Source organism: Flavobacteriaceae bacterium, from assembly GCA_003443635.1.
Classification (GTDB): Bacteria; Bacteroidota; Bacteroidia; order Flavobacteriales; family Flavobacteriaceae; genus AU392.
In genome coordinates, this window is sequence record CP031964.1 from 691,115 (window position 1) to 713,293 (window position 22,179).

A 22,179-nucleotide genomic window follows, 5' to 3' on the forward strand; every position below is an offset into this window, starting at 1 on the left:
AAATTATAGAATAATGATTTTAGAAATGAAAGTTCCTTCACCAGGGGAGTCAATTACAGAAGTTGAAATTGCAGAATGGTTAGTGCAAGATGGGGATTATGTAGAAAAAGATCAAGCTATAGCTGAGGTTGATAGTGATAAAGCGACTCTTGAACTTCCAGCGGAAGCTAGTGGAACAATTACACTCAAAGCTGAAGAAGGAGATGCAGTAGAGGTTGGAGCAATAGTATGCTTAATAGATACAAGTGCTGCCAAACCACAAGCAGGAGAAGCATCAGTTAAAGAAGAACAAAAAGAAACTCCTAAAGCAGAACTTCCAAAAACTACTCCTATTGTAGAAACTAAGACTTATGCGAGCGGTACAGCTAGTCCAGCAGCTAAAAAGATTTTAGATGAAAAAGGAATATCTACAAGTGAAGTTTTAGGAACTGGAGTTGATGGTAGAATTACAAAAGAAGATGCTGTTCAAGCAATACCTTCTATGGGATCACCTACTGGTGGAAGTAGAGGAACTTCAAGAAGTAAAATGTCAATGTTGCGTCGTAAAGTTGCAGAACGTCTAGTTGAAGCTAAAAATACAACAGCAATGTTAACGACCTTTAATGAGGTGGATATGTCTCCAATATTTGAACTTCGTAAAGAATATAAAGAAGTGTTTAAAGCGAAACATGGTGTTGGTTTAGGATTTATGAGTTTCTTTACTTTGGCAGTAGTTAGAGCATTAAAACTATACCCAGCAGTAAATTCTATGATAGATGGTAAAGAAATGCTAACTTATGATTTTGTTGATGTTAGTATTGCTGTATCTGGACCAAAGGGATTAATGGTACCAGTAATTAGAAATGCAGAAAATTTAACATTTAGAGGTGTAGAGGCTGAAGTAAAACGTTTAGCAATTCGTGCACGTGATGGGCAAATTACTGTAGATGAAATGACAGGAGGCACTTTTACGATTTCTAATGGTGGTGTATTTGGTAGTATGCTATCTACTCCAATCATTAATCCACCGCAAAGCGGTATTTTAGGAATGCATAATATTGTTGAGAGACCAGTTGCTATAGATGGACAAGTAGTAATAAGACCTATTATGTATGTTGCTTTATCTTATGATCATAGAATTATTGATGGTAAAGAAAGTGTAGGGTTTTTAGTAGCTGTAAAAGAAGCTTTAGAGAATCCTCAAGAATTATTAATGGATAATGACATTAAAAAAGCTTTAGAATTATAAAACATAAAATTTTAGATGATCAAAAAGGCGTAATTTAATTACGCCTTTTTTATTCATAATAAACTAACTAAAATATTAAAAGAAATTACAATTATAACAATTGTAATTAGTCCAATTAATAATACCTTGTTTTTTAAAGTATTTTTATCTTCCATTAATGGTTATATGCTGTTGAAAAATAACTACCAAAAAGAAAAAACCCCGAGCCCTACCTCAGGGTTTTTATATCCCTCTTTATTTAAAAGATAATTAATTAATAGCTATGTAAATATCATCATTAAAGTAATACCAAACAATACGTAGGGCTACGTATATGTTATTTTTTTAATTTTAAAGTATTGATAGTCAATTGTTTAAATTTTAGTTTTTTTTCAAAAAAACTAAAATTTAAGGTTTTATAGTATTAAATTTTTGAATAAGAGTTAAATTAAAGTATAAAACTAAAAGAAATCTTGATTTTCTTTTGCCCAAATAAGAAGTGTATTCGGTTTATGAGTAAGGTTTAATTTTTTTATAATATTACTTCTATGTTTTTCAATAGTTCTAATAGAAACTTCTTGAAGTTCTGCAATCTCTGCTGCAGTTTGGTTTTTAGAGATTAATTCTATTATCCTTTTTTCAGTTCCGGTTAAGAGCTCAAAACCTTTAGGGATGTTAAGGGATTCTAAATGTTTCATAAGCTCTGGACTAAAATAGGGGGTGTCTAATAATATAGATTTAATACATTTTTCAATTTCAACCAGTGCAAATTCTTTTAAAATATACCCATAAACTCCTAAATTGATAGCTTCATAATAAAGTTCAGCACTTTTCTCAAAAGTGATTACAGCAATTTTTGTATTAATGCCTTTTACTTTACAAGCTTTAGCTATTTCTAAACCGGTCATTAAAGGCATTCTAATATCAAGAATAGCAATATCTGGGCGGTGTTTTAATATGAGTTCGAAAGCAGCTTTACCATCTGTTGCGCTATCTATGATATCAAATTTTTTTTCGATTAGAAAATCATGGAGACCTTTTAAAATGAGAGGATGGTCATCCGCGATAATTATGGATGGTTGCATAGGGATGTATTAATTTGCTATTACGGCTTAAGATATAAATATTTTTTATGATAATCTATAATAGCCTTTCCTTTTTTTAAAATATCAGCTCCAATAATTCCATTAACAGAATCTGACCCGTGATTTGTTAGTGCTGTATTTACATGAACAAGATTAAATAAAACTAAAGTCACTTTTTCTTGTTTCCATTTACCAATAGTAATTTTGTTTTTTTTAGATACTTGCGTATGCATATCTGTAGCACCAGCTCCAGCAGCTTTAATTTTAGAATCTTGCACATTCAACTTAAAGTTTTCTATAGCTTCAAATCCAACACAAGAAGCAGAAGCTCCGGTATCTAATATAAAACGTCCTTTTGTACCATTGATAATAGCTTTTACTTCAAAATGATTGGTTTTAATAAGCTTTAATTTAATTCTAATATATCCTTTCTCAGATAGAAAATCTTTTAACACGATTAATTTTATTTTTTTCAAATATAGGAATCAAAGCTTACTTTTGCTAGATGATAATTACAGATACTCACACTCATTTATATAGTGAAGCTTTTGATGAAGATAGAGATAAGATAATGGCCCGTGCTATTAAAGAAAATATAACACGTTTTTTTATCCCTGCAATCGATTCGACATATACAGAAGCCATGATGCAGTTGGAAAAAGATTATCCGGATAATGTATTTTTAATGACTGGATTACACCCCACACATGTTAAAGAAAACTATGAAGAGGAATTACACCACGTAGAAAACTTATTGACTAAACGCTCATTTATTGGAATTGGAGAAATAGGAATAGATTTGTACTGGGATAAAACAACATTAGCAATCCAAAAAAGTGCATTTCGTCATCAAATACGATTAGCCAAAAAGTTTAAATTACCTATAGTTATACATTGTAGAAATGCTTTTGATGAAGTTTTTGAAGTGTTAGAGGAAGAAAAAGGAGAAGGGCTATTTGGGATTTTTCATTGTTTTACCGGAACAATTGAGCAAGCACATCAAGCAATCTCTTATAATATGAAACTAGGGATTGGAGGAGTAGTAACTTTTAAAAATGGAAAAATAGATCAATTTTTAAATCAAATTGATTTGAAGCATATCGTTTTAGAAACAGATTCACCTTATTTAGCTCCAGTTCCATATAGAGGGAAAAGAAATGAAAGTAGTTATATAATTAATGTGTTAGAAAAGTTGTCCTATATATATAATTGCTCTAAAGAAAAAATTGCCGAAATTACCACGGCAAATTCAAAAACTGTATTTGGAATTTAATTATGAGTAAATCAAACATCTTATTAATATATACTGGAGGTACTATTGGTATGATAAAAGATTCGGGAACAGGAGCTTTACGTTCTTTTGATTTTGATAATTTATTATTAAAAATTCCTGAGTTAAAACTTTTAGACTGTAACATTACAACGTTTTCGTTTAACGAGCCTATAGATTCTTCAAATATGAGCCCTGAATATTGGAAGGAGATAGCGGAAATTATTGAAAATAATTATAATACCAGTGATGGCTTTGTAGTTTTACACGGAAGTGATACGATGAGTTATACAGCTTCAGCATTAAGTTTTATGTTAGAAAACTTGGCTAAACCTGTTGTATTTACAGGATCTCAGTTGCCAATAGGAGATTTGCGTACCGATGCTAAAGAAAATTTAATTACATCTATACAAATAGCAGCATTACAGAAGAGAAATAAACCAGTTATTAGAGAAGTTGCTATATATTTTGAGTTTAAATTATATCGTGCGAATCGAACTACTAAAATAAATGCAGAACATTTTGAAGCATTTGCTTCACCTAATTACCCAGCTCTAGTTGAGTCAGGTGTGCATTTAAAGATAAATGAAGATTATCTTTTTAAACCAAATACTAGAAAGAAATTAAAAGTTCATAAAAAATTAAATACCAATATTGTTATTGTTAAGCTCTTTCCTGGAATTTCTGAAACAATTATAAAAGCAATACTATCAATGCCAAAATTAGAAGGAGTAGTTTTGGAAACTTTTGGAGCAGGTAATACAACAACAAGTAAATGGTTTGTAGATTTATTAAATAATGCTATAGAGAATGGTACACATATTGTGAATGTAACTCAATGTTCAGGAGGAAGTGTTATAATGGGGCAATATGAAACGAGTACGTTGTTAAAAAAAATAGGTGTAATTTCTGGAAATGATATTACTACTGAAGCAGCAATTACAAAATTGATGTACTTATTAAATGAGAATTTACCTAAAAAGACATTTAAAATTGCTTACGAAACAGCTCTAAGAGGAGAGTTGGGTTAAAATTAACAAACAAAATTTTAAGGATTAAACTTTTTTTTGTTAATTCCCCGTCTGTAAAAAAAATTAGATTTACAGAGAGGTGGCCGAGCGGTCGAAGGCGCACGCCTGGAAAGTGTGTATACGTTAAAAGCGTATCGAGGGTTCGAATCCCTTCCTCTCTGCTGAACATTTTGAGTTATAAATTATATTTTTTTTATATCTTTAACGCTTTAACTAATTAAAATTAAGATTAAGAACAATGAAAAGATTATTTTCTATTCTAGCCATCGCATTACTAATGGCATTCGGAAACGCAAATGCTACTAATGCGAACACAACTACAATTGTTAATACAGTTGTTAATACAACAATACAAGATGATGCTGCTCCAGCAGAATCTGTTGGATTTCATCAAGAATTAAAAAAGAGATTTATTGAAGGAGGTCCTGGATTTATGGGTATTGTATTGTTATGTTTAATTCTAGGTTTAGCAATTGCTATTGAAAGAATTATCTTTTTAAACTTATCAACTACAAACTCAAAAAAATTAACTCAAAATGTTGAAGACGCACTTTCTTCTGGAGGTGTTGAAGCAGCTAAAGAGGTTTGTAGAAATACAAAAGGTCCTGTAGCTTCTATTTTCTATCAAGGTTTAGATAGAGCAGAAGAAGATATTGATGCTGCCGAAAAAGCTGTTGTAGCTTATGGAGGTGTACAAATGGGACAATTAGAAAAGAATGTATCTTGGATATCATTGTTTATCGCATTAGCACCAATGTTAGGATTTATGGGAACAGTAATTGGTATGATCCAAGCATTCGATAAAATTGAAGCTGCAGGTGATATGCAACCTTCACTTGTTGCAGGTGGTATTAAAGTAGCACTTTTAACAACAGTATTTGGTTTAATTGTTGCAATTATTCTTCAAATATTTTATAACTATATCATTGCTAAAATTGATAGTATTGTAAATGATATGGAAGATGCATCTATTTCTTTGATGGATCTATTAGTAAAACACAAGAAGTAATAATTACACAATTTTAAATCATAAACGATTATGAAATTACAAAAAATATTAACCATAGTAGCTGCAATTGTAGGCGTTCTAGCTATAATCTTTCTAGTTAGAATAGTAGGAGCTGGTGATGATGCAATTGAAGCAGCTGCAGAAAATGGTGATACAAGTTTAATTAACCCATTTATGTTAATTGCTTATGTAGTATTAGGAATTACTTTAGCTGCTGTAGTACTATTTAGTTTAATAAATATAGTATCTAATACAGCATCACTTAAAAGTACATTAATTGGTGTAGGAGCTTTTGCTTTGATTGCATTAATATGTTATTTTGGTTTCGCTAAAGGTGTAGAAACACCGTTAAGAGATGGTGGTATATTAACAGTTGGACAATCTCAACTAATTGGAGCTGGTTTATACATGTTCTATGCGTTGGCAATTATTGCAGGAGGAGCCATGCTGTTTACAGGAGTTAAAAAAATGATTAAATAATTTAGATTATGGCAAGAAGAGGTTCACCAGAAGTAAATGCTGGTTCTATGGCAGATATAGCCTTCTTATTATTAATATTCTTCTTGGTTACAACAACTATTGAATCGGATTCAGGATTAAATAGGAAGTTACCACCAATAGATGAAACTGAACCGCCCGTTATTAAGCAGAAAAATATTTTCACTGTATTAATGAATGGTAATGATCAGTTATTTGTAGAAGATGAGTTGATGGAGATAAAAGATATTAGAGCTGCAGCTATCGAGTTTTTAGATAATGGAGCTGATGTTGATGCAGATGGAAACGCATGTGATTATTGTAAAGGAAAAAAAGACCCAACATCTTCAGATCACCCTAATAAGGCAATTATCTCTTTAAAAAATGAAAGAGAAACTAGTTACGGAGCTTTTATATCTGTTCAGAATGAACTTTATGCTGCTTATAATGAGTTAAGAAATAGAAGAGCTCAGGAACTTTATGGGGAATCATTTATTCAAATGGAAAAAAACTATAAAGATGTAAAATGGGTTGGGAATAAAGAAACTTTAAAAGAAAAAATTGAAAGGATAAAACTTGAATATCCTCAAAAGTTATCAGAAGTATTATAGTAATTTATAGAAAACAGATAAAATATGTCTAAATTTAAAAAGAAAAAAGGAGGAGAAATACCAGCAGTAAATACTGCATCCTTACCAGATATCGTTTTTATGTTGTTATTTTTCTTTATGGTTGCTACTGTGTTGAGAGAAGATACTCTTAAAATTGAAAATCAACTACCTTTTGCAGATCAGATTGAAAAACTAGATAAGAAAAATCCTGTAAGTTACATTTATATAGGAAAACCTAGTGAGAACTATAAACAATTTGGGAAAGAAGCTAGAATACAGCTTAATGATCAATTTGCTGCGGTAAAAGATGTTGTGCCATTTGTTAACGCAGAAAGAGCTTTGTTAAGAGAGGAATTAGTTCCATTTTTAACCATGTCTTTAAAAGTAGATCATAAATCTAATATGGGAATTGTAGGAGATGTAAAGCAAGAACTTAGAAAAGCTAACGCTTTAAAAATTAACTACACCACTAGACAAGGAGAATCTTCTAAAAATAATAATTAGAAAATTAATATTCGTCTTACATAAAAAGAAAAGAGCGTCCCCTAAGGATGCTCTTTTCTTTTTATAACCAATAATTAAATAAAATTAGTTGAGGAATAAATCCAATAAAAAAACCTATTATTAACTCTGCAGGAGTATGTGCTTTTAAATATAACCTAGAAGATGCTATTGCTCCTGATATTAAAAAAAGTAAAGCAATAACAAGATTACTGTTTTTACTAAAATGAATACTAATACCAATAAAAAACATTAGTACTCCAGAAATTGCAATCATATGAATACTTGCTTTAAATTTTGATAAAACTAAAACAAGGCATACAATTGTAGATAGGAATGCTCCTACAAAAAAGAAATAGAGTTCATAAAAATCATTAACGGTAAATATTCTTCTTAATATTAAAATTATTATAATAGCATTAAGGACTAAAGGGAAAATACGTTCTTGTGTAGTCTCTAAATTAATCGTTTTTACTTTATTTAAAGATTTTAGTAAGAAGTAAATAAGTATAGGCAATATAATTGTTAATAATACTAATGCTAATAATTTAGCTTTTATGACAGGATCAGGAAAATGCCTAGGTGTTTTTTTAAAATAATAAAGAGCCCCCAAAAGAGGCATAAATATAGGGTGAAAAATATACGATATACTCTTTAAAAGTGTATTCACGTTTAAATTTGTTTTCTAAGCCTAGCAACTGGAATATCTAATTGTTCTCTGTATTTAGCAACAGTTCTTCTGGCAATTGGATAGCCTTTTTCTTTTAATAAAGAAGCTAATTTCTCATCTGTTAAGGGTTTCTTTTTGTTTTCGTCTTCGATAACAGTTTCAAGAATCTTTTTTATTTCACGGGTAGAAACATCTTCACCTTGATCGTTTTTCATCGATTCACTAAAAAACTCCTTTATAAGTTTTGTACCGTATGGAGTATCTACATATTTACTATTTGCAACACGAGAAACTGTAGAAACATCCATCTCAATCTCATCAGCAATATCTTTTAAAATCATAGGCTTTAAATTTCTTTCATCACCAGATAAAAAATATTCTTTTTGATAATTCATAATGGAACTCATCGTTATGAATAAAGTTTGTTGCCTTTGTTTAATAGCTTCAATAAACCATTTGGCGCCATCCAATTTTTGCTTTATAAATAAAACAGCATCTTTTTGAGATTTAGACTTTTCTTTAGTCTCTTTATACCCCTTAAGCATATTGTTATACTCACGCGAAATATGTAACTCAGGTGCATTTCTACCATTAAGAATTAATTCCAATTTCCCTTCAACAATTTTAATAGTAAAATCAGGAACAATATGTTCAATAATTTTAGTGTTTCCAGAATAAGAACTTCCAGGTTTTGGATTTAAACGTTCAATTTCTAAAATGGCGTCTTTTAATTGAATTTCATTTACATCAAACTTTTGAAGCAACCTTTGATAATGTTTTTTTGTGAACTGTTCAAATGCTTTTTCAATAATTTCAATTGCAAGTTCAATATTTGAATTTTGAGATTTTCGCTGTAATTGAATAAGTAAACATTCTTGTAAATTTCTTGCTCCTACACCAGCTGGATCTAACTGTTGTACAATTTTTAAAATGCTTTCAATTTTTTCTTCAGTAGTAAATACATTTTGAGTAAATGCAAGATCATCCATAATATCAGTTAACGAACGTCTTATATAACCACTATTATCTACACTGCCAACTAAAAATTCTGCAATTTGAAATTCTTCTTTATCTAATATGTAAGTACTTAATTGATTTTTTAAATGTTGATTAAAAGAAACTCCAGAAGCATAAGGAATACTCTTATCTTCATCATCGATGCTATAGTTGTTAGCTTGCATGCGATACTCAGGGATTTCATCATCGCTTAAATAATCATCAACATTTATGTCTTCAGCATTTATAGATTCGTTATCGTTAAATTCATCTCCAGTATTATCAAAATCATCTTGAAACTCATCTCCTTTATCTTTACCACTTTCTAATGCTGGATTTTCTTCAAGTTCTTGTTTTAAACGTTGCTCAAAAGCTTGTGTAGGCAACTGTATTAGCTTCATCAACTGAATTTGTTGAGGTGATAGCTTTTGAGATAATTTAAATTGTAAATACTGTTTAAGCATTAATTACTTTTACTTTAGTTTATATATAAACAAACGAAAAAAAACAGTTTAGAGTTTTTTCAAGAATGAATGTAATTTACGATTTTTAAAATTCAGCATTTTGAGGTGTTCTAGGATAAGGGATAACATCTCTAATATTACTCATTCCTGTAGTAAACATAACTAAACGTTCAAACCCTAATCCAAAGCCAGAATGTATTGCTGTTCCATATTTGCGAAGATCTAAATACCACCATAACTCTTCTTCTGGGATGTTTAAATCGGCCATTTTTGATTTTAAAACATCTAGACGTTCTTCCCTTTGAGATCCTCCAACCATTTCTCCAATCCCAGGAAATAATATATCCATAGCTCGAACTGTCTTCCCATCTTCATTTAAACGCATATAAAATGCTTTAATATTTGCAGGGTAATCAAATAAAATCACAGGACATTTAAAATGCTTTTCTACTAAAAAACGCTCATGTTCACTTTGTAAGTCTGCGCCCCAAGCATCTATGGGGTATTTAAACTTTTTCTTTTTATTAGGTTTAGAATTTCGTAAAATATCTATTGCTTCAGTATAACTAACACGCTTAAAATTGTTGTCTACTACAAATCTTAGTTTTTCTGTTAGTGTCATTTCACTACGTTCTGCCTGTGGTTTGCCTTTGTCTTCTTGTATTAAACGACCTTCTAAAAATTGTAAATCGTCTTTATTATGTTCTAAAATATAATTAATAACATATTTCATAAAGCTTTCAGCTAAATCCATATTGCCATCCAAATCTAGAAAAGCAACTTCAGGTTCAATCATCCAAAACTCAGATAAATGCCGAGAAGTATTTGAGTTTTCTGCTCTAAAAGTTGGTCCAAATGTATAAACTTTACCAAGAGACATCGCAAAGGTTTCTGCTTCTAATTGTCCAGAAACAGTTAAGTTTGTTTCTTTACCAAAAAAATCTTGACTATAATCAATATCTCCATTATCTGTAAGCGGAGGGTTTTTTGCATCTAAAGAGCTTACACGAAACATTTCTCCTGCACCTTCAGCATCACTACCAGTAATAATTGGTGTATGCATATAGTAAAATCCATTTTGATTAAAATAACTGTGAATTGCAAAAGACAAAGAAGAACGTAAACGCATAACAGCACTAAATGTATTAGTGCGAGTGCGTAGATGTGCATTTTCTCTTAAAAATTCAAAAGAGTGTTTCTTGGGTTGAATTGGAAATGTTTCAGCATCTGAATCACCTAAAATCTCAATAAAATTTACTTGAATTTCTAATGATTGTCCTTTTCCTTGACTCTCTTCTAAAACTCCTTTTATATGAACTGCTGCTCCTGTAGTAATACGTTTTAAAATTGAAGGATCTGTATTCTCAAAATCAATAACACATTGTATATTATTTATAGTAGACCCATCGTTTAAAGCAATAAATCGATTCGCTCTAAATGTTCTTACCCATCCCTTTATTTCAACTTCTGTATGTGTTTTGCCTTGAGATAATAATTCAGCAATTGTACTATGCATTCTTAGATATTTAATTTAAGAATCAAAGATAATAGTTTCACTTTAATAAATTAGAATCACCTTTATCTTCTTCTGGGATAATTTTAAAGTTAGGCTCTTTTAAAACTTCTTTGTTTGCTATACTACGTTCTAAAGATAAAAGTAAAGATGGCAATAATAGTAAATTTGCTAACATTGCAAATAAAAGTGTTGCAGAAACTAAAGCTCCTAATGCTACTGTACCACCAAAACTTGAGATGATAAAAACTGAAAACCCAAAGAATAATACAATTGATGTATAAAACATGCTTACCCCAGTTTCTTTTAGAGCAGCGTACACAGATTTTTTTATTTTCCAGTTATTAGCTAGTAGTTCTTGCCTGTATTTAGCTAAGAAATGTATGGTATCGTCTACAGATATACCAAAAGCAATACTAAACACTAATATAGTTGATGGTTTTATGGGAACTCCTAAGTAACCCATTAATCCAGCTGTAATTAAAAGAGGTAATAGGTTAGGGATTAATGATACTATAATCATTTTAAATGACCGAAACATATAAGCCATAAATAATGATATTAATAGTATGGCTAATGATAGTGATAAAATCAAGTTATTAACTAAGTATTTGGTTCCTTTTTGAAATAAATAAGCTTTTCCGGTGAGAGATACTTCATAAGTATCGTTAGGTAGCACTTTTTCAATTTTATTTAAAAGTGTTTCCTCAATTCGATCCATGTTATCTGTACCAATATCTTTCATGAAAGTTGTTATTCTTGCATATTGCCCAGTAGAATCCACAAAGTTTTTAAGCAAATCAACATCAGAAGAAGAATTTCTTATATAGGAAGAAATGAATAAATTTTCCTGACTCGTAGGTAATTGATAGTATTTAGGATTTCCATTGGTATATGCTTGCTTAGAATATTTCACCAATCCTACCACAGAAATAGGTTTTGAAAGTTCAGGAATCTCTACTATTAGATCTTCAAGCTCATTCATACGCTTTAAAGTAGTTAGTTTTGTAACACCTTTTTTACGCTTGGTATCTATCATTATTTCTAATGGCATAATACCATTAAATTCTTTTTCGAAAAAACGAATATCTTTGAAGAATTCTGCATTTTGAGGCATATCTTCAATAAGGCTTCCAGATATTTTTATCTGATAAATACCTATAATACTACCTATTAAAAGAATTAAAGAAGTAATATATATAGTTATTTTTCTATGCTTTACCATACGTTCCATCCAATTTACAAAAGATGTAATCCAGCGTTTATTTAAATGTTCTAAATGTTTCTCTTTAGGCATTGGCATAAAACTGTAAATGATTGGAATAATAAGAATTGCTAAAATAAAAATAGCTAAGATGCTTAATGATGCTACGATTCCAAACTCTGTTAGAAGTTTACTCTCGGTAATTATAAATGTAGCAAATCCCGATGCAGTAGTAACATTAGTCATTAAAGTGGCATTTCCTATTTTTGAAATAACACGCTGTAGAGATTTTGCTTTATTACCATGTTGATTAACTTCATGTTGATATTTATTAATTAAGAAAATACAATTAGGTATTCCTATAACAATGATTAATGGGGGAATTAACGCTGTAAGCACAGTGATTTCATATTCTAATAACCCTAAAATCCCGAAAGTCCACATTACACCAATGCATACGACAATTAATGAAATAAATGTGGCGCGAAATGATCTAAAAAAGAAAAAGAAAATTAATGAAGTTATGAATAGTGCTGCTATTACAAATTGCCCAATTTCGTCGATAATATTTTGAGAATTTAATGTTCGTATGTATGGCATCCCAGAAACGTGAACATTTAGATTATATTTTTCTTCAAAAGTTTCAATTTTAGGGATAAGTATATCTGTAATAAAATCTTTTCTAGCAGAAGTATTAACAATATTCTTATCTAAATAAATTGCAGAGCGTATCGTTTTTGTTTTTGAATTAAATAGAAAATTATCATAAAATGGATATTTTTCGAATAATTGCTTTTGCAAAGTAATTAACTCACTTGTGGAACCAATAGAATCCTTAATAAATGGTTTTAAATCAAATCTTTCTTCAGTTTCATTTTTAACGAGTTCCTGAAGATTATTAATAGAGATTATAGTTTCAACTTCAGCGTAAGATTTAAACTTAGCAGAAAGAGTATTCCATGCATTCAACTTTTCAACAGTAAAAAGAGAAGAATCTTTAACTCCAAGAACAATTAAATTACCTTCTTCTCCAAAAGTTTCTAGAAAAGCATTATACTCTAAATTTACTTCGTGCTCATCAGGTAAAAGATTAGCTTCAGTATAAGTAAATCGCATTTTATCCCATTGCTGACCAAAGAAAAAAGTAGCAATAATTATGGCAATTATAATTCCAATCCTATTGCGGAGAATTAATCTTGCAACAGTTCCCCAAAATCCAGCTGTAAGTAATTTTGCCATATATAAAATTAATGGCGCAAAGGTAGGTAAATCAAAGAGATTATTAAATTAAATAAAAACACTTAACAACGATAAAAAAAGTAGAATGTGTATTTTTTAAACAGTCATTATTTCTTTTTCTTTTGCAGTAAAAACTTCATCAATTTTTTTCACAAAAGAATCTGTAATACCTTGAACGTCAACTTCAGAGTTTTTCTTTTGATCATCAGAAATGTCTTCTAGCTTTTTAATTTCGTTATTAGCATCTTTACGAGCATTTCTGACTCTTATCTTAGCTTCTTCAGCTTCAGCTTTCGCTTGTTTTGCAAGCTCACGACGCCTTTCTTCTGTAAGAGGTGGTACATTAATAATAATAGTTTCTCCGTTATTCATAGGGTTAAAACCAATATTAGCGATCATAATGCCTCTCTCTATTTCTTGAAGCATATTTTTTTCCCAAGGCTGAACTGTAATTGTTCTTCCATCTGGAGTATTAACATTAGCAACTTGACTTAATGGTGTTTGAGAACCATAATAATCTACAGTAACACTACCGAGCATTGCAGGACTAGCTTTTCCTGCTCTAATATTTACAAACTGTTTTTCTAAATGCGTAATAGCATTTTCCATAGCTTCTTTTGCAGTGTCAAAAATAAATTCTAAATCTTCCATTGTAAATTTTATTTAATATACTATAATTATTTAAGTCAAATATGTCCTTATAAGTTTACAGTTGTTCCTATGTTTTCTCCTTTAATTACTTTAAAAAGATTCCCTTGTGTATTCATGTCAAAAACGATGATCGGAAGTTTGTTTTCCTGGCTTAAAGTAAAAGCAGTAGTATCCATTACTTTTAGACCTTTTTTTAATACATCATCAAAGCTAATATGGTCAAATTTAACAGCATCAATATTTTTTTCTGGATCTGAAGTATAAATCCCATCTACACGAGTTCCTTTTAAAATAACATCGGCTTCAATTTCAATGGCTCTTAATACGGCTGCAGAATCTGTTGTAAAATATGGATTACCTGTTCCTCCACCGAAGATTACTACACGTCCTTTTTCGAGGTGACGCATCGCTTTTCTACGAATAAAAGGTTCTGCAACTTCATTAATTTTTATTGCAGTTTGTAGGCGTGTAGGTACATTAGCATCTTCTAAAGCACTCTGTAGTGCTAATCCATTTATTACAGTTGCTAACATTCCCATATGGTCTCCTTGTACACGATCCATGCCATTACTTGCTCCAGCAAGGCCTCTAAAAATATTTCCGCCTCCAATAACGATAGCTACTTCTACACCTAAACTAATAATTTCTTTAATATCTTGAGCATATTCAGCTAAACGATCAGGGTCAATCCCATATTGTCTATTCCCCATAAGGGCTTCTCCAGATAATTTTAAAAGAATTCTTTTATATTTCATTTATTGGTTTGTTCTTTTATTGGTAATTTATTATAATATTTCTATTTATGAAGAAACAAGAGTTTAGCAAAACTACATATTTTTTTGTGGTTTAACGAAAACCCATTTATCAAAATACACTTGTATAATAAATTTAAATTTTAGAGATAAAAAAAGCCTCTCAATTTTGAGAAGCTTTTTTAAATTTCTATTTATATAAAGGTGTTATCCTAAAGATACACGTTTAAACGCTGATATAGCAACATCTCCATAAGATGCTACATATTTAGCAACATTAATTTTGTCATCTTTTATAAACCCTTGATCTAATAGGCATTGCTCTAAATCCAATGTAGTATTGTCTGAAATGAAACGTTCCATTTTTCCAGGAAGAATTCTATCCCAGATCTGTTCTGGCTTACCTTCAGCTTTTAATTCTGCTTTGGCATCTTCTTCCGCTTGAACTAAAACTTCTGGAGTTAATTGAGACATAGAAATATATTTAGGAACATTTTTAAGAGTTTTCCCTAAACGACCTAATTCAATATTATCTTTTTCAATTACTGCAATCCTAGCTTCTGTTTCTGATGCTACGTATGCAGGATCAAAATCTTTATAAGATAAACTTGTAGCTCCCATAGATGCTATTTGCATTGATACGTCTTTTGCCAAAACATCAACATTATCTACTTTAGCAGATAAACCAACTAATGCAGCAATTTTGTTAATATGTACATATGTACCAACATAAGGTGCTTCTAATCTTGCAAAATCTTTAATTTCTAGTTTCTCTCCTACAACACCAGTTTGTTCAATTAGCTTTTCTGAAACTGACATTCCACCAAAATCTGCTGCTAAAAGCTCTTCTTTAGAATTATAGTTAAGGGCAATTTCAGCTAATTGGTTTGCTAGATTAACAAAATTTTCATTTTTCCCAACAAAATCAGTTTCACAACCTAAAACGATAGCGATACCTACAGTATTGTCAGCATTGATTTTTGAAACTGCCGCTCCTTCAGAAGAATCACGATCGGCTCTTTTTTCAGCTACTTTTTGACCTTTTTTACGTAATACGTCAATTGCTTTATCAAAATCTCCTTCTGCTTCTACTAGGGCTTTTTTACAGTCCATCATACCAGCACCAGTTGCTTGTCTTAGTTTGTTTACTTCTGCGGCTGTTACTTTTGTCATAATTTCTATGATTTATAAGTGTTATAAAATGAAAGTCGTTTAATTTTTTATAAGAAAAGAACTAAACGACTTAAATATGTTATATAATAAATTTGTTTATTCTTCTTCTTGAGATGCTACTACTGGAGCTGGAGCTTCAGCTTTTTTTGCAGCTGCTGCAGTAGTATCACTATCACTACCTTCAGCTTTAGCCTCTTTTCCTGCTTTACGATCTGCTAATCCTCCTGCAATAGAATTTGTAACATGAGTTAAAATCTTATCGATAGATTTAGAAGCATCATCATTTGCTGGAATAACATAATCTACCTGTCTTGGGTCAGAATTAGTGTCAACCATTGCAAAAATTGGAATGTTTAATTTTTGTGCTTCTTTAATTGCGATGTGCTCACGTTTAATATCTACAACAAATAATGCTCCTGGTAAGCGAGTCATATCAGAAATAGAACCTAAATTCTTTTCTAATTTTGCTCTTAAACGATCAACTTGTAAACGCTCTTTTTTAGAAAGTGTCATAAATGTTCCATCTTTCTTCATTCTATCAATAGAAGCCATTTTCTTAACAGCTTTCCTAATAGTAACAAAGTTAGTTAACATTCCACCTGGCCATCTTTCTGTGATGTAAGGCATATTTACATTTCCTGCTTTATCAGAAACAATGTCTTTTGCTTGTTTTTTGGTAGCTACGAATAATATTTTTCTACCTGAAGCTGCTATTTTGCTTAAAGCTTCTGAAGCTTCTTCTAATTTTGCAGCTGTTTTATAAAGGTTAATGATATGGATACCATTGCGCTCCATATAAATGTAAGGAGCCATATTTGGATCCCATTTTCTGGTAAGGTGACCGAAGTGTACACCTCCGTCAAGTAAATCTTTTACTTCTACTTTTGCCATTTTGTAATAGTTTACGTTCTGTTGAATTAGCAATGATTAAGTGGCGATTGTACGGCCTTAATCATTTAGATGCTAAACTAAATCCTAATTTTAAAAATTATGGACAACAATAACTGGTTTAAATTTTATTATTGAATAAGATTTGAATCTTAATAAAAGATAACAAACCAATAATATTCTGGATATTAACGTTTTGAGAATTGGAATTTTTTACGCGCTTTTTTCTGTCCGAATTTTTTACGCTCTACCATTCTTGGATCTCTTGTTAATAAACCTTCTGGTTTTAAGATGCCTCTGTTTTCTTCATTTAACTCGCACATAGCACGAGAAATTGCTAAACGTACAGCTTCTGCTTGACCTGTAACACCTCCTCCAAAAACATTTACTTTAATATCAAAGTTACCTTCATTGTTAGTTAGTGCTAACGGTTGGTTTACTTTGTATTGTAAAGTAGCAGTTGGAAAGTAAGTATTTACATCTTTTTTGTTCACTGTAATATTTCCTTTTCCTTCTGAAATATATACACGAGCAACAGCCGTTTTTCTACGACCAATTTTGTGAATCACTTCCATTATTTGAATTCGTTTAAGTTAATTGCTTTTGGCTTTTGAGCTTCGTGAGCATGCTCAGCACCTACAACAACATTTAAATTACGGAATAATGCTGCACCTAATTTGTTTTTAGGTAACATTCCTTTTACTGATTTTTCTACTAATCGTGCTGGATCTTTTCCAAACATTTCTGTAGCAGATAAAGTTCTTTGACCACCTGGATAACCGGTATGACGCACATAAGTTTTGTCGTTCCATTTGTTACCTGTTAAGTTGATTTTTTCTGCATTTATAACAATAACGTTATCTCCGCAATCAACGTGTGGTGTGAAGTTAGGTTTGTGTTTGCCTCTTAAAAGTATTGCTACTTTTGAAGCTAACCGACCTAAAGTTTGACCTTCAGCATCAACTAAAACCCACTGTTTATTTACAGTAGCTTTGTTTGCTGAAATCGTTTTGTAGCTTAATGTATCCACACTAAATTATTTTTCTAATTAAACATTCCTCTCTCAAAAAGAGTTTGCAAATTTACAATTATATATTTGATTAGCAAACAGTAGGCAATGTTTATTTTTGCGTCAAAATTTAGATGAATTTTAAACCTATATGAGATAAACACATAATATTTTCGATTTATTTTTTTAAACTAAAACGACGCACATATCCAAAACTAAGTTCGGTAAAATCGGCTTGACCAAGATTAGCATTAATATGTACTCCTATAAATAGATTATGTTTTGGAGCTTTATTATTTGATAGCATATAATATTTTAATCCTAATCTACTAGATATCGTACGTTTAATTTCAAAATATGAATCTAATTCACCTAAAACTACTACTGTTTCATTATTTGAATTTTGAAACGAGAATCCCTCAGTGAGTTGATAAGCAATTCTATAAAAAGGTTTGAAAATATTCACTCCAAGATCAAGTTCAAATCCAAAATGATCTATGAGTATTTCGGCAGTCCCAAAAACTCCATAATTAGTAGCATAATTATAAGGGTTATCTTCAAAAAAAGGAAATTGCTCTTGAACTAATGCTTCTCCGTTTCTAATGTAATCGTAATAATGTTCATAAAAACGATAGTAAATGCCACCTCCAAACTTAAAAGTCTTATTAATAATTTTCCCTGCTGAAATAGCAAGAGAATAAACTTCTTTTTTGTCATTAAAAATTTCAGAAAGTACGTTCTGTCCAACCCCAGTTCTGATAGAAAAATAAGTTTGTTTTGTATTTGATTTTTTAGATTCTTCTAATAAAAAACCTTTTTTTTCTTTATTTGAATTAATCTTAGTAGAAATACTTGCTAATAAAGAATTTAATCCTTGATTAGGTAATCGAGTATGCCCATTAGAGTGATGAATATAACCCAGCCCAAACCTCCAATCTATATTTCGATTTTTTAAAAAATCATAATAAATAAATGAACGAAAAGACCAGTTTATTTTTGTTGTTATAGCTCTATTAAATGGATTAGTGACCTCATCATTTTGTGTATCGATATATGAACCTCCTAAACCTACATGAAGATTTAAATTGCGATTATTTTTTTTAAATAATTCAAACTCCATAAAAGGCATAATAGTAAGTGCTTTACCTATTTTTTCAGTGTTACCAAAATCAATAACACCTAATGAAATACCAGTTTTTGGATAATTTAATTGCTTTGCCCATTCTTTGTCGTTAGTATTATTATGTTTTCCAATACTAATAAAGAATGCTTTTTGTAAACGAGTTTGAGGAAAGTCTGTGTTAGCTTTTAGGGTTTTCCCAATTAAAATTTCTGGAACGAAAAAGAAAGAAGCACTCCTTTTTTTATCTTGATTTTGTCCGTAACTTTTTAAAGCTACAACAAGTAGCCAAAGCACATAAATATATTTTTTCAATAGGTTAGTTTTTTGAAAAGCTTTAAATGCTGTATGTCATAAATATAGTTATAACATTTAGAATGAGGGGTAAATTTTTCAAAAATGAATTTTAAAATTTCAAAATAAAAATATGAGTAAGTTTAACTAATAAAAAAGAGTTACTAATGAGCTTCCAACCAATTAACTCCTGTATCTAGCTCAACATCTAAAGGAACACTTAGTTTATGAGCATTTTCCATTTCGGTTTTAATTAAAATTTTTACGTTATCAAGTTCTGGTTTGTAAACATCAAATACTAATTCATCATGCACTTGTAATAACATTTTAGTTTTATAACCCCCTTCAGAAAGCTTGTTATAAATATTAATCATTGCAACTTTAATAATATCTGCTGCACTACCTTGTATAGGTGCATTTACAGCATTCCGTTCTGCTCCACCACGTACGATTGCATTTCGTGAATTAATATCTTTTAAATAACGACGTCTACCTAAAATAGTCTCGACATAACCATTGTCTCTGGCAAAATCAACTTGATCACTAATAAAACTTCTAAGCTTAGGGTAAGTTGTGTAATAAGTATTGATTAACTCTTTGGCTTCACTCCTAGATAAATCTGTTTGATTACTTAACCCAAAAGCTGATACTCCATAAATAATTCCAAAATTAACAGTTTTGGCATTACTTCGTTGCTCTCGTGTAACTTCCTCTAAAGGAACATTAAATACTTTTGCAGCAGTAGATGCATGAATATCTTCTCCATTTTTAAATGCATTAATCATAGTTTCTTCATCACTTAAAGCAGCAATAATTCGAAGTTCAATTTGTGAATAATCTGCTGCGAGTAATATATAATCTTCATTTCTGGAAATAAATGCTTTACGTACTTGTCTACCACGCTCAGTTCGAATAGGGATATTCTGCAAATTTGGGTTGTTACTACTTAAACGCCCTGTTGCAGCAACGGTTTGCATATAATCTGTATGTACTCTTCCTGTAGTTTCTAAAACTTGTTCTGGTAAAGCATCAACATAAGTACTTTTAAGTTTTGCTAAACCACGATAATCTAATATGTTCTGTATAATTTCATGATCTTTTGCTAGATAAGAAAGGACATCTTCAGCAGTTGAATATTGCCCCGTTTTGGTTTTTTTTGGCTTATCAACTAGTTTTAATTTTTCAAACAAAATAACACCTAATTGCTTAGGTGATGCAATATTAAACTCTTCCCCCGCAGCTTTGTATATTTTTTGTTCTAAAGCATTGATATCTGAATTTAGATCTGATGAAAGAGATTTTAAGAATTCAGTATCCATATTAATGCCTTCTAATTCCATATGTGCTAATACTTTTACTAATGGAATCTCGATATCGTCAAATAAACGTTGTGTATTTGCAGCGGTTAATTCACTTTTAAAATGTTCTTTTAACTGAAGTGTTATATCTGCATCTTCAACAGCATATTCTGTTTGTTGTTGTAAAGGCACTTCTCGCATTGATAACTGATTTTTTCCTTTTTTACCAATGAGTTCTGTAATAGATATTGGAGTATAATTTAAATAAGTTTCTGAAAGAACATCCATATTATGCCTCATATCTGGATTAATGAGATAATGTGCAATCATTGTGTCAAATAATTTCCCCTTTACATCAATATCATATTTGGCTAAAACTTTAATATCGTATTTTAAATTCTGACCAACTTTTTCAATATGATCAGCCTCAAAAAAAGGACGTAACTGTTCTATAAGTTGTTGAGATTGATTTCTGTCTTCTGGAAATGGAATATAAAATCCTTTACCTATTTCCCAAGAGAATGCGATACCTACCAATTCTGCAACCAACGGATTAATACTTGTAGTTTCGGTATCAAAACATACAGATGTTTGTGCCATTAATTGCTTTACAAATAATTTGATGGCCATTCCGGGAGCTACACTCTGATAAAAATGAGATGTAGATTTAATAGTGTTCCTACTTGTTTGTACTATAGTTTCTCCAGAAGATTCGTTAGAAACCTCTCCACCAAATAAAGAAAATTGTCCAGCTCCAGCCGAAATCTCTTTTTTAGAAATAGTTTTGGTTTCAGGGTTAACTTCATTAGTTTTAGGTGTAGATTCTTGTGGAGCAAATGTTTTTGTAAAATTGTCAATAAGACGTCTAAATTCTAACTCTTCAAAAATGGTTTTAACACCTTCTACGTCTGGATCAGACATTTTAAAATCTTCTGCATTAAACTCAACAGGAACGTCTAATATGATCTTAGCAAGCTCTTTAGATAATAAACCTAGTTCTTTAGAAGCTTCTACTTTTTCTTTCATTTTTCCTTTTAGCTCATGAGTATTAGCTAATAAACCTTCCATGCTACCATAAGCAGCAAGGAATTTTTTAGCTGTTTTTTCTCCTACACCAGGCAATCCAGGAATATTATCTGCTGAATCCCCCATCATCCCTAAAAAATCAATTACTTGTTCCGGGCGTTCCACTTCAAATTTTTTCTGAACCTCAGGGATTCCCCAAGTTTCATAACCACCTCCAAATACAGGGCGATACATAAAAATATTGTCACTCACCAGTTGAGCAAAATCTTTATCTGGAGTCACCATATAGGTTTGATATCCTTCTTTTTCTGCTTTTTTGGCTAAAGTTCCTATAACATCATCGGCTTCAAATCCTTCTTTTACCATTATAGGAATATACATTGCCTTTAAAATTTCATAAATATACGGAACCGCAATTTTTATAGCTTCTGGTGTTGCATCACGATTGGCTTTGTATTCAGGAAATAATTCATTCCTGCTAACGCTTCCTCCTTTATCGAAACAAACAGCTAAGTGATCTGGGCGTTCACGTTTAATAACATCTAATAAAGAATTAGTAAATCCTAAAATAGCAGAAGTATCTGTACCTTTTGAGTTAATTCTTGGATTTTTTATAAAAGCGTAATACCCACGAAAAATAAGAGCATAGGCATCAATAAGGAAAAGGCGTTTTTGATCTGACATTTAAATA

General features: G+C 30.8%; 21 protein-coding genes and 1 tRNA gene. 8 read left to right on the plus strand and 14 right to left on the minus strand.

All coding sequences use genetic code 11. The annotated features are described in order from the left end of the window. The first annotated feature begins 13 nt into the window (after positions 1 to 13). The gene (locus D1817_02970; GenBank protein AXT18865.1) at positions 14 to 1,228 is read left to right on the plus strand and encodes a 2-oxoglutarate dehydrogenase complex dihydrolipoyllysine-residue succinyltransferase; all 1,215 of its coding nucleotides are present in this window, start codon (positions 14 to 16) and stop codon (positions 1,226 to 1,228) included. A 440-nt stretch (positions 1,229 to 1,668) separates the two neighbouring features. Here D1817_02970 and D1817_02975 read toward each other — a convergent pair whose 3' ends face one another. Both D1817_02975 and D1817_02980 read right to left on the minus strand, forming a co-directional pair. After that, on the minus strand, positions 1,669 to 2,292 hold the full coding sequence (locus D1817_02975) for a DNA-binding response regulator (GenBank protein ID AXT18866.1): 624 nt from the start codon (positions 2,290 to 2,292) through the stop codon (positions 1,669 to 1,671). 20 nt (positions 2,293 to 2,312) lie between these two features. Further along, positions 2,313 to 2,750: an acid protease gene (locus D1817_02980; GenBank protein AXT21214.1), complete on the minus strand. Its 438-nt coding sequence runs from the start codon at positions 2,748 to 2,750 to the stop codon at positions 2,313 to 2,315. 47 nt (positions 2,751 to 2,797) lie between these two features. Here D1817_02980 and D1817_02985 point away from each other — a divergent pair, with 47 nt between their 5' ends. The 7 genes from D1817_02985 (at position 2,798) to D1817_03015 (ending at position 7,194) form a co-directional block, all read left to right on the plus strand. After that, complete coding sequence (locus D1817_02985; GenBank protein ID AXT18867.1) at positions 2,798 to 3,565, plus strand: TatD family deoxyribonuclease; 768 nt, start codon at positions 2,798 to 2,800, stop codon at positions 3,563 to 3,565. A 2-nt stretch (positions 3,566 to 3,567) separates the two neighbouring features. Then, the gene (locus D1817_02990; protein AXT18868.1) at positions 3,568 to 4,593 is read left to right on the plus strand and encodes an asparaginase; all 1,026 of its coding nucleotides are present in this window, start codon (positions 3,568 to 3,570) and stop codon (positions 4,591 to 4,593) included. A 73-nt stretch (positions 4,594 to 4,666) separates the two neighbouring features. Continuing rightward, positions 4,667 to 4,754: transfer RNA gene (locus tag D1817_02995), tRNA-Ser, on the plus strand. Positions 4,755 to 4,831: 77 nt separating this feature from the next. Next, positions 4,832 to 5,602: a MotA/TolQ/ExbB proton channel family protein gene (locus D1817_03000; protein ID AXT18869.1), complete on the plus strand. Its 771-nt coding sequence runs from the start codon at positions 4,832 to 4,834 to the stop codon at positions 5,600 to 5,602. A gap of 30 nt (positions 5,603 to 5,632) precedes the next feature. Then, on the plus strand, positions 5,633 to 6,082 hold the full coding sequence (locus tag D1817_03005) for a hypothetical protein (GenBank protein ID AXT18870.1): 450 nt from the start codon (positions 5,633 to 5,635) through the stop codon (positions 6,080 to 6,082). A gap of 8 nt (positions 6,083 to 6,090) precedes the next feature. After that, complete coding sequence (locus tag D1817_03010; protein AXT18871.1) at positions 6,091 to 6,690, plus strand: biopolymer transporter ExbD; 600 nt, start codon at positions 6,091 to 6,093, stop codon at positions 6,688 to 6,690. A 24-nt stretch (positions 6,691 to 6,714) separates the two neighbouring features. Then, the gene (locus tag D1817_03015) at positions 6,715 to 7,194 is read left to right on the plus strand and encodes a biopolymer transporter ExbD (GenBank protein AXT18872.1); all 480 of its coding nucleotides are present in this window, start codon (positions 6,715 to 6,717) and stop codon (positions 7,192 to 7,194) included. A gap of 61 nt (positions 7,195 to 7,255) precedes the next feature. On the opposite strand, the gene D1817_03020 is transcribed toward D1817_03015, so the two are convergent. From D1817_03020 to D1817_03075, 12 genes are all read right to left on the minus strand, one after another. Then, complete coding sequence (locus tag D1817_03020; GenBank protein ID AXT18873.1) at positions 7,256 to 7,813, minus strand: hypothetical protein; 558 nt, start codon at positions 7,811 to 7,813, stop codon at positions 7,256 to 7,258. A 50-nt stretch (positions 7,814 to 7,863) separates the two neighbouring features. After that, on the minus strand, positions 7,864 to 9,321 hold the full coding sequence (gene rpoN, locus D1817_03025) for an RNA polymerase sigma-54 factor (protein ID AXT18874.1): 1,458 nt from the start codon (positions 9,319 to 9,321) through the stop codon (positions 7,864 to 7,866). Positions 9,322 to 9,406: 85 nt separating this feature from the next. After that, positions 9,407 to 10,837 (minus strand): asparagine--tRNA ligase, encoded by a 1,431-nt coding sequence (locus tag D1817_03030; protein AXT18875.1) that lies wholly within the window; start codon positions 10,835 to 10,837, stop codon positions 9,407 to 9,409. A 37-nt stretch (positions 10,838 to 10,874) separates the two neighbouring features. Next, a complete protein-coding gene (locus D1817_03035) occupies positions 10,875 to 13,277 on the minus strand; it encodes an RND family transporter (GenBank protein ID AXT18876.1) in 2,403 nt (800 codons plus the stop codon). 96 nt (positions 13,278 to 13,373) lie between these two features. Next, positions 13,374 to 13,928: a ribosome recycling factor gene (locus D1817_03040; GenBank protein AXT18877.1), complete on the minus strand. Its 555-nt coding sequence runs from the start codon at positions 13,926 to 13,928 to the stop codon at positions 13,374 to 13,376. A 47-nt stretch (positions 13,929 to 13,975) separates the two neighbouring features. Beyond that, entirely contained in the window at positions 13,976 to 14,683 is a 708-nt protein-coding gene (locus D1817_03045; protein AXT18878.1) for a UMP kinase, read from the minus strand. Positions 14,684 to 14,887: 204 nt separating this feature from the next. Next, positions 14,888 to 15,853 (minus strand): elongation factor Ts, encoded by a 966-nt coding sequence (locus D1817_03050; GenBank protein ID AXT18879.1) that lies wholly within the window; start codon positions 15,851 to 15,853, stop codon positions 14,888 to 14,890. A gap of 96 nt (positions 15,854 to 15,949) precedes the next feature. Further along, on the minus strand, positions 15,950 to 16,744 hold the full coding sequence (gene rpsB, locus D1817_03055) for a 30S ribosomal protein S2 (GenBank protein AXT18880.1): 795 nt from the start codon (positions 16,742 to 16,744) through the stop codon (positions 15,950 to 15,952). Positions 16,745 to 16,929: 185 nt separating this feature from the next. Then, positions 16,930 to 17,316, minus strand: coding sequence for a 30S ribosomal protein S9 (locus tag D1817_03060; GenBank protein AXT18881.1), 387 nt, complete (start codon positions 17,314 to 17,316; stop codon positions 16,930 to 16,932). Continuing rightward, positions 17,316 to 17,771, minus strand: coding sequence for a 50S ribosomal protein L13 (locus D1817_03065; protein AXT18882.1), 456 nt, complete (start codon positions 17,769 to 17,771; stop codon positions 17,316 to 17,318). The genes D1817_03060 and D1817_03065 overlap by 1 nt, the downstream gene beginning before the upstream one ends. A 157-nt stretch (positions 17,772 to 17,928) precedes the next feature. After that, positions 17,929 to 19,185: a deacylase gene (locus D1817_03070; protein AXT18883.1), complete on the minus strand. Its 1,257-nt coding sequence runs from the start codon at positions 19,183 to 19,185 to the stop codon at positions 17,929 to 17,931. A 143-nt stretch (positions 19,186 to 19,328) separates the two neighbouring features. Next, positions 19,329 to 22,172 (minus strand): DNA polymerase I, encoded by a 2,844-nt coding sequence (locus D1817_03075; GenBank protein ID AXT18884.1) that lies wholly within the window; start codon positions 22,170 to 22,172, stop codon positions 19,329 to 19,331. Positions 22,173 to 22,179: the final 7 nt, after the last annotated feature.

What these genes read in the sequence shown, in the direction of transcription:
- D1817_02970 (AXT18865.1), top strand. Translation starts at nt 14, where the DNA reads ATGATTTTAGAAATGAAAGTTCCTTCACCAGGGGAGTCAATTACAGAA.
- D1817_02975 (AXT18866.1), bottom strand. Translation starts at nt 2,292, where the DNA reads ATGCAACCATCCATAATTATCGCGGATGACCATCCTCTCATTTTAAAA.
- D1817_02985 (AXT18867.1), top strand. Translation starts at nt 2,798, where the DNA reads ATGATAATTACAGATACTCACACTCATTTATATAGTGAAGCTTTTGAT.
- D1817_02990 (AXT18868.1), top strand. Translation starts at nt 3,568, where the DNA reads ATGAGTAAATCAAACATCTTATTAATATATACTGGAGGTACTATTGGT.
- D1817_03000 (AXT18869.1), top strand. Translation starts at nt 4,832, where the DNA reads ATGAAAAGATTATTTTCTATTCTAGCCATCGCATTACTAATGGCATTC.
- D1817_03005 (AXT18870.1), top strand. Translation starts at nt 5,633, where the DNA reads ATGAAATTACAAAAAATATTAACCATAGTAGCTGCAATTGTAGGCGTT.
- D1817_03010 (AXT18871.1), top strand. Translation starts at nt 6,091, where the DNA reads ATGGCAAGAAGAGGTTCACCAGAAGTAAATGCTGGTTCTATGGCAGAT.
- D1817_03015 (AXT18872.1), top strand. Translation starts at nt 6,715, where the DNA reads ATGTCTAAATTTAAAAAGAAAAAAGGAGGAGAAATACCAGCAGTAAAT.
- D1817_03020 (AXT18873.1), bottom strand. Translation starts at nt 7,813, where the DNA reads ATGCCTCTTTTGGGGGCTCTTTATTATTTTAAAAAAACACCTAGGCAT.
- rpoN (AXT18874.1), bottom strand. Translation starts at nt 9,321, where the DNA reads ATGCTTAAACAGTATTTACAATTTAAATTATCTCAAAAGCTATCACCT.
- D1817_03030 (AXT18875.1), bottom strand. Translation starts at nt 10,837, where the DNA reads ATGCATAGTACAATTGCTGAATTATTATCTCAAGGCAAAACACATACA.
- D1817_03035 (AXT18876.1), bottom strand. Translation starts at nt 13,277, where the DNA reads ATGGCAAAATTACTTACAGCTGGATTTTGGGGAACTGTTGCAAGATTA.
- D1817_03040 (AXT18877.1), bottom strand. Translation starts at nt 13,928, where the DNA reads ATGGAAGATTTAGAATTTATTTTTGACACTGCAAAAGAAGCTATGGAA.
- D1817_03045 (AXT18878.1), bottom strand. Translation starts at nt 14,683, where the DNA reads ATGAAATATAAAAGAATTCTTTTAAAATTATCTGGAGAAGCCCTTATG.
- D1817_03050 (AXT18879.1), bottom strand. Translation starts at nt 15,853, where the DNA reads ATGACAAAAGTAACAGCCGCAGAAGTAAACAAACTAAGACAAGCAACT.
- rpsB (AXT18880.1), bottom strand. Translation starts at nt 16,744, where the DNA reads ATGGCAAAAGTAGAAGTAAAAGATTTACTTGACGGAGGTGTACACTTC.
- D1817_03060 (AXT18881.1), bottom strand. Translation starts at nt 17,316, where the DNA reads ATGGAAGTGATTCACAAAATTGGTCGTAGAAAAACGGCTGTTGCTCGT.
- D1817_03075 (AXT18884.1), bottom strand. Translation starts at nt 22,172, where the DNA reads ATGTCAGATCAAAAACGCCTTTTCCTTATTGATGCCTATGCTCTTATT.